Raw genomic sequence first — 18,060 nt, forward strand, 5'->3', positions numbered from 1 at the left:
CGACGGCGCTAGCCTGCAGAAAGTGCGGCCAGCGCCTCGTCCACGCTCAGCACATCGGCGTATTTGGCCTGTAGGTCAAGGAGATTGGCCCGATGAATGGCAGGTTCCCGCTCGCCACAGGCCTCATCGATGACGAGCGGCCGGAATCCGTGTTGCAGGGCGTCGGTCGCCGTCGCCCGGATGCATCCGCTGGTGCTCAATCCGCAGATGTAGAGCGTGTCGATGCCCGCGGCAGTGAGTGTGGCGGCCAGCGTCGTCCCGAAGAAGGCACTGGCGTACTGCTTGGTCACGATCACCTCGCCGGGTTCGGGACGTGGCTCGTCGACGAAGTCGCCGAGCGCCGATCCCTCCTCGAACACCTTGAGTGCCGGAATCTTTCGCATGAACAGTCCACCGTCGGCCCCGCCGGGGAGGTAAACGACCCGGGTGAACACCACCGGTACCGCGCTGTCGCGTGCGGCCGCGACCACTCGCCCGCAGGCCGCAACCGCATCTTCGACCGGCGCGCGCAGCGGCGACGCGTCGTCAAGGTACGCGCGTACCAGATCGACGACGAGCACCGCCGGCCGGCGACCGGGACCGAGGTCACCGGCGAACCCCGAATCCCGGTAGGCCTCGAGGGCGTCGTTCACGCCCCAACTGCCTTGCGCACGTTGACCGGCGGCCGCGGCGGCTGCAACCCGGTCTCCGCCTCGCAGTTCGCCAGGATCTCGGCGATCTCGGGCCCCTTGTCGAAGACCGGGAGTTCCCCACGGCCCGAGCGTATCTCGGTCCGCAGCGCGTCGGTGGCCGCCACGTCGACGGTGCCGTCCTCAGCACAGACGACGCCGTATCCGTCGCGGGCGCCCGCCGCGCTGACCAGCTTGCGCCGTACTTCCAGCGCCACCAGTTCCGGGTCCCGCTCGAGCGGATCACCCCATCCGCCGCCACCCCAGGTGACGAAGTGCAGGACATCACCGCGACCGACCGGGACATCGTGAATCTTGCTGGGCAATACTTCCACCTCGCCCGATGCTCGCACGATCCACTTGCGGCCCCGCGCACCGGGTTTGCCACCGTTCACACCCCATGGGTAGGTGAGCCACCGATCGTCGTGGATGGCGATGGTGCCGGGCTCCTCGAAGTGGTACGCGACGTCCACACCGTTCCCGCCGCGGTGCAGGCCTGCCCCGCCGGTGTCGCGGATGGTCTCCCACCGTTCCACCCGCAACGGATAATACGACTCGAGGTATTCGCACGGGATGTTCACGAACGACGGCCAGAGCGAGTGGCCGTCCGGCCCGTCGCCCATCGGACGGCCCGGGATGCCACCGAAGCCGATCGAGTACAGCTGGAACCACTCTCCGTCGCGAGGACCGCCGTCGTAGTGTCCCGAGTACATGAAGTGCGGCGACGACGAGAAGCCGGCCGCGTTGAGGATCTCCGGGTTGTTCTTGCCGAGCAGACCACCGAACAGATCAAAGACGCGGCCGATCCCGTGATTGCGACCGTTGAGCGCGGCCGGATACCGGGGTTTCCAGAATGAGTCCTCGGGAATGGTCACGTCGATCAGCGGGTAAAAGCCGTCGTTCCAGAGGATCTGGGGGTCGGCGACGGTGATCACGTAGATCCCGAAGAACATGCGGACCAGGTTCTCGTTGATGAAGTAGTTCACCGGGCCGACGGCCTGCGGCGCCGCCTCGGAGAAGTCGAGGTGGACCTTCTCCCCGGTGCGGGTCAGCTTGATGGTGAGTTCGTAAGGGCCGTAACCACATCCGTCGTCGCAAATGTAGTCGCTGAACTCGATGGTCTCACCGTCGACGAACAACATCGACAACAGGACTTTCATCGCCTGGTAGTTGCGGTCGAGCAGCGCGTCGAGCGCCGAGAGGTACACGTCCGCACCGAAGCGGTCGCACAGTTCACCGATGCGGCGCGCCGCGGTGGTACACGCGGCGACGAGCCCGTTGAGGTCGGCGCGATTCCAGTCCGGCATCCGCACCTGGTTGAGGATGATGTCGAGCGCGGTCTCGTTGAGCTCCCCGCCGCTGTAGAGCTTGAACGGCGGGATCACCACGCCCTCTTCGAAGATCGTGCGCGCGTCGGTCGGCATCGACGACGGGGTCTTGCCACCGACGTCGGACATGTGACCGAACATCGACGCCCAGCCGACGACTCGACCCTCGTGGAAGATCGGCAGCACGATGAGCCAGTCGTTGGCGTGGCTGATCGCGGCACCACACGCATAGGGATCCGACGTTAGCAGGATGTCACCCTCGCCGACGGTGCCGTCGAAGTTGTCGAGGAAATCCGGAACCGACAGCCCGAACTGGCCGACCACCATCTTGCCACTCGGGTCGGCGATGAGCGGGAACTCGTCGTGTTGTTCGCGGATGCCCGGTGAGAGCGCTGTCCGGAACAGCACCTCATCCATCTCGTAACGGGCGTTGCGCAAGGCGTTTTCGATGATGTCGAGGGTGACCGGATCGACCGGCACCTTGGTGGCGGGGGTGGTCGAGGTCTCGATGATGGTTGCCATCGCGAAGCTCCTGTGATCGGGGAAAGGGAGAGTGTGGGTGGGTCGGGCGGGCTCAGATCGGGCGGATCAGCAGACTCCCGTTCGGATGAACCGTCGCCGCGTGACCGGAGAGGACCAGGGTCGTCGAATCCATCTCGGTGATGACGGCGGGACCGGGAATGACGTTGCCGGACAGCAGTTGTGCGCGGTCGTATATCGGCGCCTCGACGTGACCGCCGTCCATCCACACCGTGCTCTGCGCCACCCGCGCCGCCGACGGATCAGCATCACCCTCCGCGAGTGGCTGCCAGGCGACCTCCGGACGTGGACCGCTGAGGGCGACACGCAGGTTGATCACCTCGCGTTCGTTCTTGAGCAGGAACGAGAACAGTCGCTGGTGTTCGGCGTCGAAGGCGGCACCGAGTGCGCCGAGGAGATCGTCACCGGCAAGGGTCTCGGCGTCGAGGTCGACGGGGATCTCGAAACCCTGACCGTGATAGCGCAGATCGACCTGATAGCGGGCCGTCTGTTGCTCGGCCGGCACCCCTTCGGCGGAAAGTCGTTGCGCCGAAGCCGAAGCCAATTCTTCTAGCGCGGTGCGGAGCTCGGCGTCGTCGAGTTGGGAGAAGGACCGCACCATGGTGCGCGCGCTCTCGTCCTTGACACATGTGGTGGCGTCGCCGTAGGCACACAGCACACCGGGCGACGGTGGCACGATCACCGGCCACGACCCGGTCAGTCGGCCCAGCGCGTTGGCGTGCAGCGGGCCGGCACCGCCGAACGCGACGAGGGCGAAATCCCGTGGGTCGTAACCCTGCTGCACACTCACCAGACGCAACGCGCCGAACATGTTCTCGTTGACGATGTCGATGATGCCCGACGCGGCGGCTTCGGGGCTGTCGAGTCCCATCGCCTCGGCGATGGTGGCCACCGCCTTGCGCCCGGCCTCCACGTCGAGGGCAACCTCGCCGCCGGCCAGTTCGTGCGGCAGATAGCCGAGGACGACGTTGGCGTCGGTGACCGTCGGTTCCACGCCACCGGCCCCGTAGGCGGCGGGACCCGGATCGGCTCCGGCCGATTGAGGCCCCACCCGCAGCGCCCGCGTCAGTTCGGGTACGTGGGCGATCGAACCGCCGCCGGCTCCGACGGTTCGCACATCGACGCTGGTCGCCCGTACCGCGAGATCGCCGACCTTGGTCTCGCGGCCGATCCGCGGTTCGCCGCCGAGGACCAGCGCGACGTCGGTGGACGTGCCGCCCATGTCGAAGGTGAGGAAGTCGCTGAACCCGGCCTGCTGTGCGAACCACACCGCGCCGGTCACGCCACCGGCCGGTCCGGACAGCAGCAGCGACACCGGGTCCTCGGCGGCCTTGGACGCCTGCACGAGACCGCCGTCGCTGCGCAGGATCGACAGCGGCGCGGCGCTGCCCTGTCCGCGCAGGGTGTCGTCGAGATTGCGGACATACCGCGACACCTCGGGCTGCACGTAGCTGTTGGCGACGGTGGTGAGAGTGCGCTCGTACTCCCGCATCTCGTGCAGCACGTGGCTCGAGATCGACACCGGGATGCCGGGCAGCTCCTCGGCAGCCCAGGCCGCCACCTGCTTCTCGTGCGCGTCGTTGGCGTAGGAGTTGATCAGCGAGATGGTCAGCGCCTCGATACCGGCGCCGGCAAGACCGCGCAGCGCGGTACGTGCCTGCTCCTCGTCGAGCGCGATCACCTCGCTACCGTCGGCCGCGATCCGTCCGGTGACCTCGATGGTGTGCTCGAGCCTGGCCAGCGGCTCGGGTTTGGGCCAGATGATCCAGCCCGCGAGTCCGCCTGGCACGAACGACCGTGCGATCTGCAGCACCTGGCGGAATCCGTCGGTGGTCACCAGCCCGACACGCGCGCCCCGACCCTGCAGGATCGCGTTGGTGGCGACGGTGGTGCCGTGCAGGACCTGTCCCACCTCGGACAGGTCGATCCCCGCTTCGGCACAGACCTTCGCGACGCCGTTGAGAACGCCCACGGACTGGTCCGACGGTGTCGATGGGGTTTTAGCGCGGTAGGTGGTTCCGGACGTCTCTTCCAAGAGCAGGACGTCGGTGAAGGTGCCGCCCACGTCGACGCCGAGTCGGTAACGCATGGTGATCTCCAAAGTGTTGGGAGTTGAGCTGATGGGATTGTGTTCTCTTGGTACAGAATGGGTTCGGTGTCAGATGACGCCGTGCGCGGCGAGTTCGGCCAGTCCGTCGTCGTCGATGTCGAGCAGACCGGAGTAGATCTCGACGTTGTGTTCACCGAGTTGCGGCCCGGGATGGCGTACCGCGCCCGGGGTGTCACCGAGTTTCGGGAAGACCCCGTGCATGGGGATCTCGCCGAAGTCGGGGTGCGCCAACCTGACGATGGCCTCGCGCGCGGCGAAGTGCGGGTCAGCGAACATGTCGCGCGCGGTGTAGATCCGTCCGGCCGGAACCCCGGCCTCGTGCAGGATCTCGAGCAATTCCTCGGTCCCGTGGTCACGGGTCCACGCGGCGATCACTTCGTCGAGTTCGGCCATGTTCTCGCCGCGGAATGCGTGATCGCGATAACGCGGATCCGTGATCAGGTCGTCGCGGCCCATCGCCCCGGCCAGTCGCGCGAAAACGGTGTCCTGGTTGGCGGCGACCAGGATCATCTCGTCGCCCTTGGTGGGGTAGACATTGCTCGGTGCGATGTTCGGCAGCACCGAGCCGGTCCGTTCGCGCTGGTATCCGCCGATCTCCCATTCCGGTAGCAACGATTCCATCATGCCGAGGACCGCCTCGTAGATCGCCGAGTCGACGAGCTGTCCTCGCCCGGACCGCGCACGCTGATGGACGGCAGCGAGGACGCCGATGGTGGCGAACACGGCGGCGAGTGAATCCCCGATGGAGATGCCGCTGCGCGACGGTGGCATGCCGGCATCGCCGGTGACATAACGGATTCCGCCCATCGCCTCGCCGATGGACCCGAAGCCGGCTCGCGGCGAGTAGGGACCGTCCTGTCCGTAGCCGGTGACCCGCGCCATGATCAACCCGGGGTTGTCGGCCCGTAGCTCCTCGAAGCCGAGCCCCCAGCGTTCGAGCGTCCCGGGGCGAAAGTTCTCCACCACGATGTCGGCTTCGGCGATGATGCGGCGGGCCAGGACCTGTCCTTCGGGACTGCGCAGATTGCAGGTCACCGACTTCTTGTTGCGCGCGACCACCGGCCACCACAACGACTTGCCATGTGGTTTCTCGCGACCCCACTGCCGCATCGGGTCGCCGACGCCCGGCGGCTCGAGCTTGATCACCTCAGCGCCGAAGTCGCCCAGCAGTTGCCCGCAGAACGGTCCGGCGAGCAGCTGCCCCATCTCCACGACACGCAGATCCGACAGCGGGCCCCGACGCTCCCCCACGGCGCCCGTGGTGGTTGCGACATCAGTCATCTGGCATTCCTCTTCTCGTTCGGTAGGGGTGCGCAGGCGCCACGTCAGACCGCGGTGTCCGACGGCACTGTCACGGGACCGCCCTGGGCCGCCTCGTCGGCGGCAAGTGCTTGTAGCAGAACAGATTTGGCCGCGCGGACGTGGGCGCGCATCACCGAGCCCGCCCACACCGGATCACCCGCGCGTAGCGCTGCGACCAGGTCACGATGATGTGCGTGGCTGCGTGCCAGGTCCGTGGGTGTGTACCGATGGAAGGTTCGCATCACCAGGGGCAGCGCGATGACCGCACCGAGCATCGAGACCAACCGCGCACTCGCCGCCGCCGATCGGACGATCGCATGGAACTCGTCGTTCAGGGCGGCGAGCCGGTCGAGATCAGGGTTGTCGGCGGTGGCGGACTCCATCAGAACGCACAGCTCGTCCATACGATCCAGTTCGGCGGGCCGGATTCGTCCGGTCGCGCGCTCGGCTGCCATCGCCTCCAGCGTCATCCGCAGGTCGTAGATCTCCTCGAGGTCATCGGCGGTCCAGGTGTACACACGCGCGCCGCGATGGGGAAGGACCTCGACCAGTCCCTCCATCTCGAGTTGACGTAACGCCTCCCGAACCGGGGTCCGGCTGGTCCGGGTCAGTTCGGCGATCTCCACCTCACCGAGCCGCGCCCCCGGGGCGTACCGACCGTCGACGATGGCATCACGGATGTGTGCGTACACGCGGTCGACTGCCCTGGTCATTGCACTCCCTCGGCCTTGATTGTTCACAACCTAGACCGAGATCGGCTGATTCGTGCGGTAATCACCGTAAAAATCGGGTTACTTCCCCACCGTTGCATGCAATCGCTGACGAGTGTCACGATGGACGGATGACATCGGTGGAACTGGTCGAGGTGGGCCCCCGCGACGGGCTGCAGAACGAGCAGACGTTGCTCTCGGTCGATGAGAAGGTCGAACTCATCACCCGCGCGGTCGACGCCGGGGTTCGTCGCATCGAGGCGGTCAGCTTCGTCAATCCCAAACGCGTACCGCAGATGGCCGGTGCCGAGGAGGTCATGGCGGCGGTCCCCCGGCGTTCCGACGTCTCCTACATCGGTCTCGTCCTGAACCGACGCGGCCTCGACCGTGCGGTCACCGCCGGCGTCGACGAGGTCAACGCCGTCGTCGTGTCGACCGAGGAGTTCAGTAGACGAAATCAGGGATGCAGTGTCGCCGAGGGGATTTCGGCGGCAATTGACGTGGTGCGCGACGCCCGGGCGGCCGGCATGCGCACCACGGTCACGGTCGCAACCGCCTTCGGCTGCCCGTTCTCCGGTGAGGTCGAGGTGGACTGGATCAGGCAGATCGTCGCCGATCTCGTCGACGGTGCCGCGCCGGATGAGATCGCCCTCGCCGACACCATCGGCGTCGGGGTACCCGCGCAGGTCCGGGCGTTGTCGGCGGCCGCTACAGCCTCAGCGCCGGGGATCGCGCAGCGCTGGCATTTTCATAACACGCGCAACACCGGATACGCGAACGCATTGACTGCCTTGGACACCGGCGCACACGCGCTCGACGCGAGCATCGGCGGCTTCGGCGGGTGCCCGTTCGCACCGGCCGCCACCGGCAACATCGCGTCCGAGGACCTGCTCTACGCACTCGATCGGTCCGAGGTGTCCACCGGTGTGGACATGGCCGGATTGATCGACGCCGCACAGTGGCTCGGCGGGGCGCTGGACAAAGCGGTGCCGGCACTACTCGGACGCGCCGGGGGATTCCCGACGCGTCCGTGAGTGACAGGTGTCAGTGGGTGGTGTGCACGATCAGCACGTCACACGCCGACTTGCGCGCGACATCGGCCGGCACCGACCCGAGGAGCCGGCCGGCGATCGAGTTCAGTCCACGGTTGCCGACGACAAGCAGGTCGGCCTTCACGTCGGTCACCAACTGCAACAGCGCGTCCACGGGCGCGCCTTTGACGGGCCGCGGCACGATGTTGGTCGCACCGGCACCGGCCGCACGCTCACGTGCGGTCCGCAGGATCTCCTCGGTCGGCGCGGAGCCGGTCACCTGATAGGCCTCGTCCTTGAGGATGTCGGCCGCCTCGCCGGAGCCGCGGTCATTGGGGAAGTAAGCGCAAGCGATCACGAGCTGAGCCCGTTCCCCGGCCAGAGCACCTGCGCGTTCCACCGCCTTCATCGATGATTCGGAACCGTCCGTACCGACGACGACGGTCTCGTATGCGCTCATCCCAACCTCCAGAAGAAGATTCCCACCCCACTGCCCTCCAGCAGGGCTCATGCATCCCCACACTGTAGGGCCCCTGATCGGGCAGGGTAATGCGCACGCGCCGGGTTTGCCAGAGGTTCGTGGTGATCGGCACAAATCCGACCGTCGGCGTCGCAGCGCACGCACATGGCGCCGACCGCGCTACTTGATGCCGGCCGCGTCCATCCCGCGGAGCTCCTTCTTAAGATCGGCGATCTCGTCGCGGAGACGCCCGGCCAGCTCGAACTGCAGGTCGCGGGCCGCGTTCATCATCTGATCGGTGAGCTGTGCGACCAGGTCGGCGAGTTCGGCCCGCGGCATCGACGAGACGTCGCGCTTCTCGATGACACCGGCGCTGCCCGCCTTGGACACCTCCCCCTGAGCACGCCGGCCGCGACTGGCGTTACGTCCCGAGCCACCGACCTTGACGGTGTCGTCGTCGGCTTCGCGATAGACCTGGTCGAGGATGTCGGCGATCTTCTTGCGCAACGGCTTCGGGTCGATGCCGTGTTCGGTGTTGTAGGCGACCTGCTTCTCCCGCCGACGTTCGGTCTCCTCGATGGCATTGCGCATCGAGTCGGTGATCGTGTCGGCGTACATGTGGACCTCGCCGGAGACGTTGCGGGCCGCACGGCCGATCGTCTGGATCAGCGACGTGGTGCTACGCAGGAAACCTTCCTTGTCGGCGTCGAGGATCGCCACCAGCGACACCTCGGGCAGGTCCAGACCTTCACGGAGGAGGTTGATGCCGACGAGGACGTCGTAGTCGCCCGAGCGGAGCTGCCGCAGCAGTTCGACGCGACGCAGCGTGTCGACCTCGGAGTGCAGATAGCGCACCCGGATTCCCAGCTCCAGCAGATAGTCGGTGAGATCCTCGGCCATCTTCTTGGTCAGGGTCGTCACGAGGACGCGTTCGTCACGTTCGGTGCGCTCACGGATCTCGTGGACCAGGTCGTCGATCTGCCCCTTGGTCGGTTTCACGACGACCTGCGGGTCCACCAGGCCGGTCGGGCGGATGACCTGTTCGACGAACTCACCGTTGGCCTGCCCCAGTTCGTAGGGGCCCGGGGTCGCCGAGAGGTACACGGTCTGCCCGATGCGGTCGACGAATTCGTCCCAGGTGAGCGGGCGGTTGTCCACGGCCGACGGCAAGCGGAACCCGTACTCGACGAGGTTGCGTTTACGGGACATGTCGCCCTCGTACATGCCGCCGATCTGCGGGACGGTCACATGGGATTCGTCGATCACCAGCAGGAAGTCGTCGGGGAAATAGTCGATGAGGGTGGCCGGGGCGCTGCCCGCCGCCCGTCCGTCGATGTGACGCGAATAGTTCTCGATACCCGAGCAGAAGCCGACCTGCCGCATCATCTCGAGGTCGTAGGTGGTGCGCATGCGCAGCCGCTGCGCCTCGAGCAGTTTGCCCTTGCCCTCGAGGTCGGCGAGCCGTTCCTCGAGTTCGGCCTCGATACTCGTCATCGCCCGTTCCATGCGTTCCGGACCGGCGACGTAGTGGGTGGCCGGGAAGATGCGCAGCGAATCGACTTGGCGTACAACGTCTCCGGTGAGCGGGTGCAGGTAGTACAGCGCCTCGACCTCGTCGCCGAAGAACTCGATACGCACCGCGAGTTCCTCGTAGGACGGGATGATCTCGACCGTGTCGCCGCGCACCCGGAACCCGCCACGGGTGAACGACTGATCGTTGCGGGTGTACTGCACGTCGACGAGGAGCCGCAGCAGCGCATCGCGATCGATGTTCGCACCGACCTCCACCTCGACGGACCGGTCGAGGTAGGACTGTGGGGTGCCCAGGCCGTAGATACAGGACACCGACGCCACCACCACCACATCCCGCCGGGACAGCAGACTCGACGTGGCCGAGTGCCGGAGCCGTTCGACGTCGTCGTTGATCGACGAGTCCTTCTCGATGTAGGTGTCGGTCTGCGCGATGTACGCCTCGGGTTGGTAGTAGTCGTAGTAGGAGACGAAGTACTCCACCGCGTTGTTCGGCAGCATCTCGCGCAGTTCGTTGGCCAGCTGTGCGGCCAGCGTCTTGTTGGGCGCCATCACCAGCGTCGGGCGCTGTACGCGCTCGATCAGCCAGGCGGTGGTGGCCGACTTACCGGTGCCGGTGGCACCGAGCAGCACGATGTCCTTCTCGCCTCCGCGGATGCGGCGTTCGAGGTCATCGATCGCCTCGGGCTGGTCACCGGCAGGTTCGTACTCGCTGACGACTTCGAACTTCCCGCCGGTGCGCACGATCTCACCCACCGGCCGGAACTCTGAATGCGCGAGGACCGGGTGTTCAGCAGCAAAAGCCATAGTGCCAGGGTAAACGCGAACACCGACAGGAATGTTCCGTCGCTGAGCCGGGGCGGCGCTGCACTACAGTCTGCTCATGGCCGACGAGCCCCATCCACCCAAGCGCGAGGTCTTCGACGTACCCGCGATGACCAACACCGACAACAAAGGCTTCGTACGGCCGGTGCTCGACTATCAGGTCAACGACTACGGCCTCTACATGTCCCGCACCGCCGACCATCCACGGTTCGAGCATCTGGAAACCTGGCTTCTGCCCTCACTGGGATTGCGCGCCAACATCTTTCATTTTCGGGACGGGTATCGCGACGGTCAGCGGCTCTACCTCGACGTCGGGAGCTCCACCGGACCCGACGACGCCGGACGCTGGCACGCCGTCGACTGGTATCTCGATCTCGTCGACGTCCCCGGCCGGCCGCTGGATCTCGTCGACGTCGACGAGCTGTTCGAGGCGCATGCCGCCGGCCTGATGACGCTCACCGAGTCCGAGGAGGCAGTGACCATCGCCACCCGTGCCCTGGTCGGGGCAGCCGAGTTCGGTCACGACGTCCAGGCGTGGCTCGACGCCGCGATCGGGCATCGACTCACCTGGATGGATCGCTCATGACACTCTGCCGAGTGGTACAGACCTCCGTGGTGCACGCACAGCCCGATGCCGTCTGGGACCGGGTGGCGAGCATGCCCGGCATCAATGCCGAGCTCATGCCGTATATGCGCATGGTGTTACCGCGACGGCACCGCGGCAAGACCGTCGCCGACATCGAGGTGGGTGTACCCGTCGGCAAGGTGTGGCTGCTCTACGGCGGGTTCCTGCCGTTGGACTACGACAACCTGACCATCGCCGAACTCGTGCCCGGATCCGGTTTTCGCGAGGAATCATCCATGCTCGCCATGGCGATCTGGCGACACACCCGTCGGCTGACCACCGTGGACGGCGGAACCGAGGTCAGCGACACCCTCGAGTTCCGGCCGCGACGGGTTCTGCGGCCTGCGACACCGCTACTCGAGTGGTTTGTCGGTCATCTCTTCCGACACCGCCACCGCCGCCTCGCCGATCACTTTCGCTGATCGGCGCCGATCTTTGGGCCCCGGTCAGGGGATCAACACCGCACACTGCCCGCGGCCGAAGAACGGCGGGAATTGCACCCCGGTTCCGACCTGTGCACGCAGCGACCTCGACGACGACCCCTGCGTGGCGGTGAGGACGTAGGTTCCCGGCGCCGGCGGCGTCCAATTCGCGGACACGACGCGTCGAGTCGGCTTCACGTCGACCAACCGCACGGCCGGACCACCCAGACGTCTACTGGTGATCGAGACGCGCTGGGCCGACGGCGCCGTGTCGTCGACCATCGCTGCCACCTAGTAGGTACATCCGGCGCCATAGTGTCCGGCGACCGACCCGTATCCCGGATAAGTACCGATCGCGATGCCCTCGACCCTCACCGACGCCTCCGACGGCGTCACCGCACCGAGGATTCCGGCGGCCGCGGCCACGACTCCGACGACGGCGACACGAACACGAAACTTGTTTCCCGACATGACTTTCCCCGACCTCCCGACTGGATTGCACTCACCGGCCACCAGTGGGTGGCGCAGCTCACTGCGACCCTAACAACCACGACCCGCCCGTATCCCCGGATTCGAAAATCCACTCCCCCGGACCAACCTGCCCGTGAACCGGTTGCGCCGCCGCCCTATCTGCTGGTCACGCCGCCCCCCTACCCGCTGGTCACGCCGCCGCCCTACCCGCTGGTTGAGCCGCGCCGGGCGAGCCTGCGAGCCCGCCGCGCGTCGAAACCACAAGCGAGCCAACCATGTCCGCAACCAACGACACACCCCGACAGGGAGCCTCAGGCCCCGCGTTCACGGAGCCGGCGTGACCACCCGTACCGTCGCCGGGCGGCCCGGATCACACGAACGATGCACACCGGTTTCCACCGGTGCGAATCCGCCGTCGGCCAGCGGATCGGTCAGCGCGGCCGCCGCCTCGACATCCCGTGCGGTGATCGTCAGCTCGGTCACCGAGCCGGTCGCGTTCTGGTCAACAGCGGTCACGTCAACAGCAGTGGCCTTCTCACCGGCGATCGCCCACAGCCGGTTGGTGAGTCGGGCGGGAAGCGCTGCCGGATCGGGTTCGGCGGCAACGAGGTCCGCGATCGGCTCGGCCGCCGTCCGTTGCCGGACGTGCGCCTCGAGCGGCACCAGCCGCCCTTCCCAGAGCGCGGCCGCCGCCTCGGCCAGATCGTCGGCCGTCCCGGAATTGTCCAGCCAGGCGTCAGCCACCGCCCGCCGCTGCTCCTCGGTGGCCTGGGCAGCGATCCGGGCGCGCGCGTCGGCCTCGGCGACCCCGCGCAAGGTGGTGAGTCGCTGCACCCGGAGCTCCTCGTCGGCGTGCACGACGACGACGAGGTGGAAGAACGGTGCCGTGTGGTTCTCGACCAACAGCGGAATGTCCTGCACCACAATCGCATCGGCCGGTGCGGCGTCGAGCAGCTCCTGGGTGCGGGCGCCGATCAGCGGATGGGTGATGCCGTTGAGTGTGGTCCGGGACTCATCGTCGGCGAAGGCCTTGGCGGCCAGCGCCGGCCGGTCCAGCGCACCGTCGGCGCCCAGGATGTCGTCGCCGAAGGCAGCGACGAGCGCGGCGAGTCCCTCCGACCCGGGGGCCACCACCTCGCGCGCGATCTTGTCCGCGTCGATGATGTACGCACCGTGTTCGACGAAGGTCTTTGCCACTGTCGATTTACCGGCCCCGATGCCGCCGGTCAGTCCCAGCCTGATCACGTCCACCAGTGTGGCAAACCCGCCGGAGTCCGCGCCGGGTGCCCCGCCGCCGGCGTGCCGGGGGCAGGGCATCCACGGACCTCAGCCGGTGACGCCGGTGAGTTCGATGGTGGGATGGGGCAGCGTGGCCTCACCCACCTTCTCCTTGGTCGCCAGGTCGACCGCGACGATCTTCTTGGCGGCCGGATCCGAGACGTAGGCCACGCCGTCTTGCACGAACAGATTCGGCATCGGCGACTGCCATTCGTCGGGCTCGGTCCAGGCGCCGATCACCGGGATGCGGGCCGTCCGGGCCGCGGTGTTCACGTCGAAGACGTGCAGGGCGCCGTCGGTGCCCAACAGGACGGCCGAGCCGCCCGGGCCGCGTTCGATGGAGCGGAAACTGTAGCTGGAGTCGAAGGGAACCACGCGCAGTTGTCCACTGCGGGTGTTGGTGAGGGTGAAGCGGTTGGGTCGCTCGATCTCGGCGTCCTTGTCGGTCTTGTAGTCGCCGAAGACGATGGGTGACGTTTCGTCACCCGCCTGGTTTCCGATCCGGCCGTAGGGATCCGGGTTCGCGACCTTCTGGATCTGATTGCCCCGCACGATGAGGATGCCGTTCTCGCAGCCGAAGGTGAGCACGCCGTCGGCCGCGGCCGCCTCGCCGTGTATGCCCGGGCACTGGTCGTTGCGCGCGATCTCGCGCCGATCACGATCGAGAATCGCTATGCCACTGCGGGATTCCTCGTTTCCGACGGTGACCACCAGCGTCCCGTCCGCGCGGGCGACGGCAACCCCGTGATGTGGCTGCGGGACCGTGAAACTCGTCGATTTCGCGTTGCCGCGCAACAGTTCTGCCGGTTCCACGATGTTCACCTCACCCGTGCCGTCGCTGAACAGCGTGATGCGGGCGTCATGCGGGACCACATGGCCGGGTTCCTCGCCGCCGAATCGGATATCCGTGAGCTGCGGGGTCGTCGTGTAATAGTGGCCGTGATCGCCGTGTTTACGGGTCCAGGTCCCCATGTCCAGAACACGGAAACCGCCTGTCTCCGAGACGAAGACGTTGCGCCCGTTCTGCGCGCTGTTGAGCCGGATGAAGCCTTCGGTCTCGATGTCGGCGACCTGCTCGAGCGACTCGGCGTCGAGCACCAGGATGCCGCCGTCGTAGCTGAGGGCGAGTCTCGGTGTGGCGCTCTGCTGCTCGACCGGGGCGCTCGGTGAACTCGACGTCGAGGCCGTATCGTCGCCGCCACTTCCGCAGGCGGTCAGCGCGACGGCGAGCGTCGCGAGCAGGGTCAAGGATCGTGTCCGATATGTCCGTGGTGAATGCACGACGGACAGTCAACTGGTTAATGAAAATTATTGTCAAATGACCATGGATCGGCTCCTGGTGCCGCACTGACGAAGGGGGCCCTTCCGGACGAATCCGGAAGGGCCCCTTCGGTTCAGCTGAGTGCAGCTATCAGGCGTTGCCCGAGAGCTTCTCACGCAGCGCGGCGAGCTGCTCGTCGCTGGCCAGCGAGCCACCGGTCGAGGCCGGCGCGTTGCTGCCGGTACCACGGCTCTCCGATGCCGACGAGTAATCCGACGGTGCGTTGGCCGCCTCGGCGGCGGCAGCGGCGAACTTCTCCATCTGAGCGGTGTGCATCTTGTGGCGACGCTCGGCCTCGGCGTACCGGGCCTCCCATGCCTCACGCTGCTTCTCGAAGCCTTCGAGCCACTCGTTGGTGTCGGCGTCGAAGCCCTCGGGGAAGATGTAGTTGCCCTGCTCGTCGTAGCTGTCGGCCATGCCGTACTTCGACGGGTCGAACTCCTCGGTGTAGTCCTCGTTGGCCTGCTTGAGGCTCAGCGAGATTCGACGACGCTCGAGGTCGATGTCGATGACCTTGACCATCGCATCGTCGCCGACGGCGACAACCTGATCCGGCACCTCGACGTGGCGCTCGGCCAGCTCGGAGATGTGAACCAGGCCCTCGATGCCCTCGTCGACGCGGACGAACGCACCGAACGGCACCAGCTTGGTGACCTTGCCCGGCACGATCTGGCCGATCGCGTGGGTACGGGCGAACTGACGCCACGGATCTTCCTGGGTTGCTTTGAGCGACAGCGAAACCCGCTCGCGATCGAGATCGACGTCGAGAACCTCGACGGTGACCTCGTCGCCCACCGCGACGACCTCGGACGGATGATCGATGTGCTTCCAGGACAGCTCGGAAACGTGCACCAGGCCGTCGACGCCGCCGAGATCGACGAAGGCGCCGAAGTTGACGATCGAGGACACGACGCCCTTGCGGACCTGGCCCTTCTGGAGCTGGTGCAGGAACTCGCTGCGCACCTCGGACTGGGTCTGCTCCAGCCACGCGCGGCGCGAGAGCACCACGTTGTTGCGGTTCTTGTCGAGTTCGATGATCTTGGCCTCGATCTCCTTGCCGATGTACGGCTGCAGATCGCGCACGCGACGCATCTCCACCAGCGACGCCGGGAGGAAGCCACGCAGGCCGATGTCCAGGATCAGGCCGCCCTTGACGACCTCGATGACGGTGCCCTTGACGGCCTCGTCCTTCTCCTTGAGCTCCTCGATGGTGCCCCAGGCGCGCTCGTACTGTGCGCGCTTCTTGGACAGGATCAGGCGGCCTTCCTTGTCCTCCTTGGTGAGGACCAGGGCCTCGACCTCGTCACCGACGTTGACGACCTCGTTGGGGTCCACGTCGTGCTTGATCGACAGTTCACGGGAAGGGATGACGCCTTCGGTCTTGTAACCGATGTCGAGCAGAACCTCGTCCCGATCGACCTTGACGATGGTTCCTTCCACGATGTCGCCATCGTTGAAGTACTTGATCGTGGAGTCGATGGCGGCGAGAAAGTCCTCGGCCGAGCCGATATCGTTGACGGCTACTTGCGGCGAGGTGATCGTGGGGGACGACATATGTTGAGTTGCTCCGGACAGGTGTGTAGTAGGTACAGTTCCGCTTGTCGTAGCCGGAGGTCGTAGAGTCGACACCAGGCACGACGACGGCACGCGACTATGCGCGCGTGCCCGTATAACACTACGCCAGACCCGTTGTGCTGGGCAAATGCGTCCGTGGCGACTGACAACGGTCAGGTAGCGAGGGGGAAATCACCGATGAACGACCAGCGACCCGGCAACGAGGGATATCCGGGGCCGGACGATCCTCGCCACCACGGTCCCCAGTACGGCGGCCCCCAACACAACGGTCCCCAGTACAACACCCCTCAGCACAACACCCCTCAGCCTGGCAATCCCCAGTACGGCGCTCCCGCCCAGGGACAGCCGAGCGGCGGAGACCAGCACGGTGGCCAGTGGGGCAGCGAGACATGGGGCAACGAGACCCCGAAGGACGATCCACACTTCGCGCCCACCCAGTACAACGCCACCCCCTACGGTCAGCCGGGTCCACTGCCGTCGGAGCCGACACAGGCGTTCGGGCCCTCCGGTGTCCAGCCGCCCGGACAGCCGCCGACCGGGAACGCAGGTCAGCCCGGCGCCCCGTTCGGTGCACCCGGCTTCGGTGGTCCCCCGTTCGGTCCGCCTCCCGGCGCTCCGGGATTCGGCGGGCCCGGATTCCCGCCGCCGCGCCGGAACAACAACACCGCAGTACTCGCCGTGATCGGCGGCGTCGTCCTGATCGTGGCGATCGCGGTCGCGGCGACCGTCGGCATCGTCTTCGCGAACCGATCGTCCGACGACTCGCACACCAGCGCCGACGCGAGCAGCTCCTCGTCGACCGCCGACGACAGCACCGAGTCGTCGGATTCGAGCACCACACCCGGGTACACGCCGTACCCCACGTACACGACGACGACCACCACCGAGGCGCCGACGCTCTACGGCGGGATCGCGTTCGCCGGGTCGGGCGCCTACAACACGAGCGTCAACTACTCCGACGCCGACACCGCCAAGACCACTGCCGTCAACGCCTGCAACACATCGATCCACAGCAAGGGATGGGGGTCGGACAGCTATTGCGGCTACGTCCCGATCCAAACCGGTTACTGCGGATCTGTGGCAACTGCCACTGTCGCGAGCGGCTGGGGCCCCACGGGCTGGTCGCAGACCACCGGTGGCCGTGCCCAGGCGATCACCCTCGCCCGCGAGAAGTGCGACTCGCTCGGCCAGGGCACGTGCCACGAGCTCATCACGCTCTGCATGTGAGCGTCGGTCGGTGATGTACGCGGGTCTGTTTGACTGGAGCCGTGGCGCATTCCATCGAGCTCCTACCCGACGACGAGACCGACGCCCTCACCCGCGCCCAGTGGCGGGCGCTCGTCGATGCCGACCTGCCCAGCGCCGCGACGATCAGATCGTCCACCAACCGCCCACACGTCACGCTCGTGGCGGCCGGCCGGATCTCGGCGAGCGCCGACACCGCGATCCTGCCGGTGGCCCAGCGCCTGCCGATACGCGCCCGCCTCGGTGCCCCGATCGTCTTCGGCGGTGGCTCGCATCACACGCTCGCGCGACTGGTGGTGCCGTCGAGCGACCTGCTCTCCATCCATGCGCAGGTGGCCCGGCTCGCCGGTCCCGCCATGGTCGACGATGCGGGCGCCCCAACGCTTTTCGCGCACAGCGCACCGGGATGCTGGACTCCGCACATCACACTGGCACGACGACTGTCCGGCGAGCAGGTCGCCGCGGCGCTCGCCGTCCTGGCGACCGTCGACAGCCGGGAGCCCGCCATCGTCTTCGACGCGGTGCGACGCTGGGACTCGGATGCGAAGAGCGAGCACGTACTACCGGGACGCGCCTGCTGACCCGGTGTTGCAAATCGGGAGCGATCCGTGGGGTTCAG

Annotated in this window: 17 protein-coding genes; 5 read left to right on the plus strand and 12 right to left on the minus strand. The window is 66.8% G+C overall.

The features are described from left to right. Window positions 1-8 precede the first annotated feature (8 nt). From GBRO_RS14205 to GBRO_RS14225, 5 genes are all read right to left on the minus strand, one after another. The gene (locus GBRO_RS14205; RefSeq protein WP_012834587.1) at window positions 9-632 is read right to left on the minus strand and encodes an isochorismatase family protein; all 624 of its coding nucleotides are present in this window, start codon (window positions 630-632) and stop codon (window positions 9-11) included. Continuing rightward, entirely contained in the window at window positions 629-2,518 is a 1,890-nt protein-coding gene (locus GBRO_RS14210) for a hydantoinase B/oxoprolinase family protein (protein ID WP_012834588.1), read from the minus strand. The genes GBRO_RS14205 and GBRO_RS14210 overlap by 4 nt, the downstream gene beginning before the upstream one ends. Before the next feature lie 52 nt (window positions 2,519-2,570). Next, a complete protein-coding gene (locus tag GBRO_RS14215) occupies window positions 2,571-4,625 on the minus strand; it encodes a hydantoinase/oxoprolinase family protein (RefSeq protein WP_012834589.1) in 2,055 nt (684 codons plus the stop codon). Between the two features lie 69 nt (window positions 4,626-4,694). Next, window positions 4,695-5,927 carry a CaiB/BaiF CoA transferase family protein gene (locus GBRO_RS14220; protein WP_012834590.1) on the minus strand — a complete coding sequence of 411 codons (1,233 nt, stop codon included), beginning with the start codon at window positions 5,925-5,927 and terminating at the stop codon, window positions 4,695-4,697. Between the two features lie 44 nt (window positions 5,928-5,971). Further along, entirely contained in the window at window positions 5,972-6,661 is a 690-nt protein-coding gene (locus tag GBRO_RS14225) for a GntR family transcriptional regulator (RefSeq protein ID WP_012834591.1), read from the minus strand. 128 nt (window positions 6,662-6,789) lie between these two features. On the opposite strand from GBRO_RS14225, the gene GBRO_RS14230 reads away from it, so the two are divergent. Next, window positions 6,790-7,692 (plus strand): hydroxymethylglutaryl-CoA lyase, encoded by a 903-nt coding sequence (locus GBRO_RS14230; RefSeq protein WP_012834592.1) that lies wholly within the window; start codon window positions 6,790-6,792, stop codon window positions 7,690-7,692. Between the two features lie 10 nt (window positions 7,693-7,702). On the opposite strand, the gene GBRO_RS14235 is transcribed toward GBRO_RS14230, so the two are convergent. Both GBRO_RS14235 and uvrB read right to left on the minus strand, forming a co-directional pair. After that, the gene (locus tag GBRO_RS14235) at window positions 7,703-8,149 is read right to left on the minus strand and encodes a universal stress protein (RefSeq protein ID WP_012834593.1); all 447 of its coding nucleotides are present in this window, start codon (window positions 8,147-8,149) and stop codon (window positions 7,703-7,705) included. Between the two features lie 180 nt (window positions 8,150-8,329). Continuing rightward, window positions 8,330-10,486, minus strand: a complete 2,157-nt coding sequence (gene uvrB / locus GBRO_RS14240) for an excinuclease ABC subunit UvrB (RefSeq protein WP_012834594.1) — start codon at window positions 10,484-10,486, stop codon at window positions 8,330-8,332. A 76-nt stretch (window positions 10,487-10,562) separates the two neighbouring features. Between uvrB and GBRO_RS14245 the strand changes: the two genes are divergently transcribed. After that, window positions 10,563-11,090, plus strand: a complete 528-nt coding sequence (locus GBRO_RS14245; RefSeq protein ID WP_012834595.1) for a DUF402 domain-containing protein — start codon at window positions 10,563-10,565, stop codon at window positions 11,088-11,090. Window positions 11,091-11,101: 11 nt separating this feature from the next. Then, a complete protein-coding gene (locus tag GBRO_RS14250; protein WP_227892898.1) occupies window positions 11,102-11,551 on the plus strand; it encodes a hypothetical protein in 450 nt (149 codons plus the stop codon). Window positions 11,552-11,575: 24 nt separating this feature from the next. Here GBRO_RS14250 and GBRO_RS14255 read toward each other — a convergent pair whose 3' ends face one another. The 5 genes from GBRO_RS14255 to rpsA all read right to left on the minus strand — a co-directional run bounded on the left by GBRO_RS14255 (window position 11,576) and on the right by rpsA (window position 16,175). Beyond that, on the minus strand, window positions 11,576-11,833 hold the full coding sequence (locus tag GBRO_RS14255) for a hypothetical protein (RefSeq protein ID WP_012834597.1): 258 nt from the start codon (window positions 11,831-11,833) through the stop codon (window positions 11,576-11,578). A 9-nt stretch (window positions 11,834-11,842) separates the two neighbouring features. After that, complete coding sequence (locus GBRO_RS14260; protein ID WP_012834598.1) at window positions 11,843-12,022, minus strand: hypothetical protein; 180 nt, start codon at window positions 12,020-12,022, stop codon at window positions 11,843-11,845. Window positions 12,023-12,346: 324 nt separating this feature from the next. Beyond that, complete coding sequence (coaE, locus tag GBRO_RS14265) at window positions 12,347-13,267, minus strand: dephospho-CoA kinase (protein WP_012834599.1); 921 nt, start codon at window positions 13,265-13,267, stop codon at window positions 12,347-12,349. An 81-nt stretch (window positions 13,268-13,348) separates the two neighbouring features. Continuing rightward, entirely contained in the window at window positions 13,349-14,581 is a 1,233-nt protein-coding gene (aztD, locus tag GBRO_RS14270) for a zinc metallochaperone AztD (RefSeq protein ID WP_012834600.1), read from the minus strand. Between the two features lie 130 nt (window positions 14,582-14,711). Then, entirely contained in the window at window positions 14,712-16,175 is a 1,464-nt protein-coding gene (gene rpsA, locus GBRO_RS14275) for a 30S ribosomal protein S1 (RefSeq protein WP_012834601.1), read from the minus strand. 198 nt (window positions 16,176-16,373) lie between these two features. Here rpsA and GBRO_RS24740 point away from each other — a divergent pair, with 198 nt between their 5' ends. Together GBRO_RS24740 and GBRO_RS14285 are read left to right on the plus strand one after the other, a co-directional pair. Beyond that, window positions 16,374-17,423: a DUF4189 domain-containing protein gene (locus GBRO_RS24740; RefSeq protein WP_012834602.1), complete on the plus strand. Its 1,050-nt coding sequence runs from the start codon at window positions 16,374-16,376 to the stop codon at window positions 17,421-17,423. A 41-nt stretch (window positions 17,424-17,464) separates the two neighbouring features. After that, window positions 17,465-18,022 (plus strand): 2'-5' RNA ligase family protein, encoded by a 558-nt coding sequence (locus tag GBRO_RS14285; protein ID WP_012834603.1) that lies wholly within the window; start codon window positions 17,465-17,467, stop codon window positions 18,020-18,022. The last annotated feature ends 38 nt before the right edge of the window (window positions 18,023-18,060 follow it).

Origin of the sequence: Gordonia bronchialis DSM 43247 (assembly GCF_000024785.1) — a bacterium.
Lineage (GTDB): Bacteria > Actinomycetota > Actinomycetes > Mycobacteriales > Mycobacteriaceae > Gordonia > Gordonia bronchialis.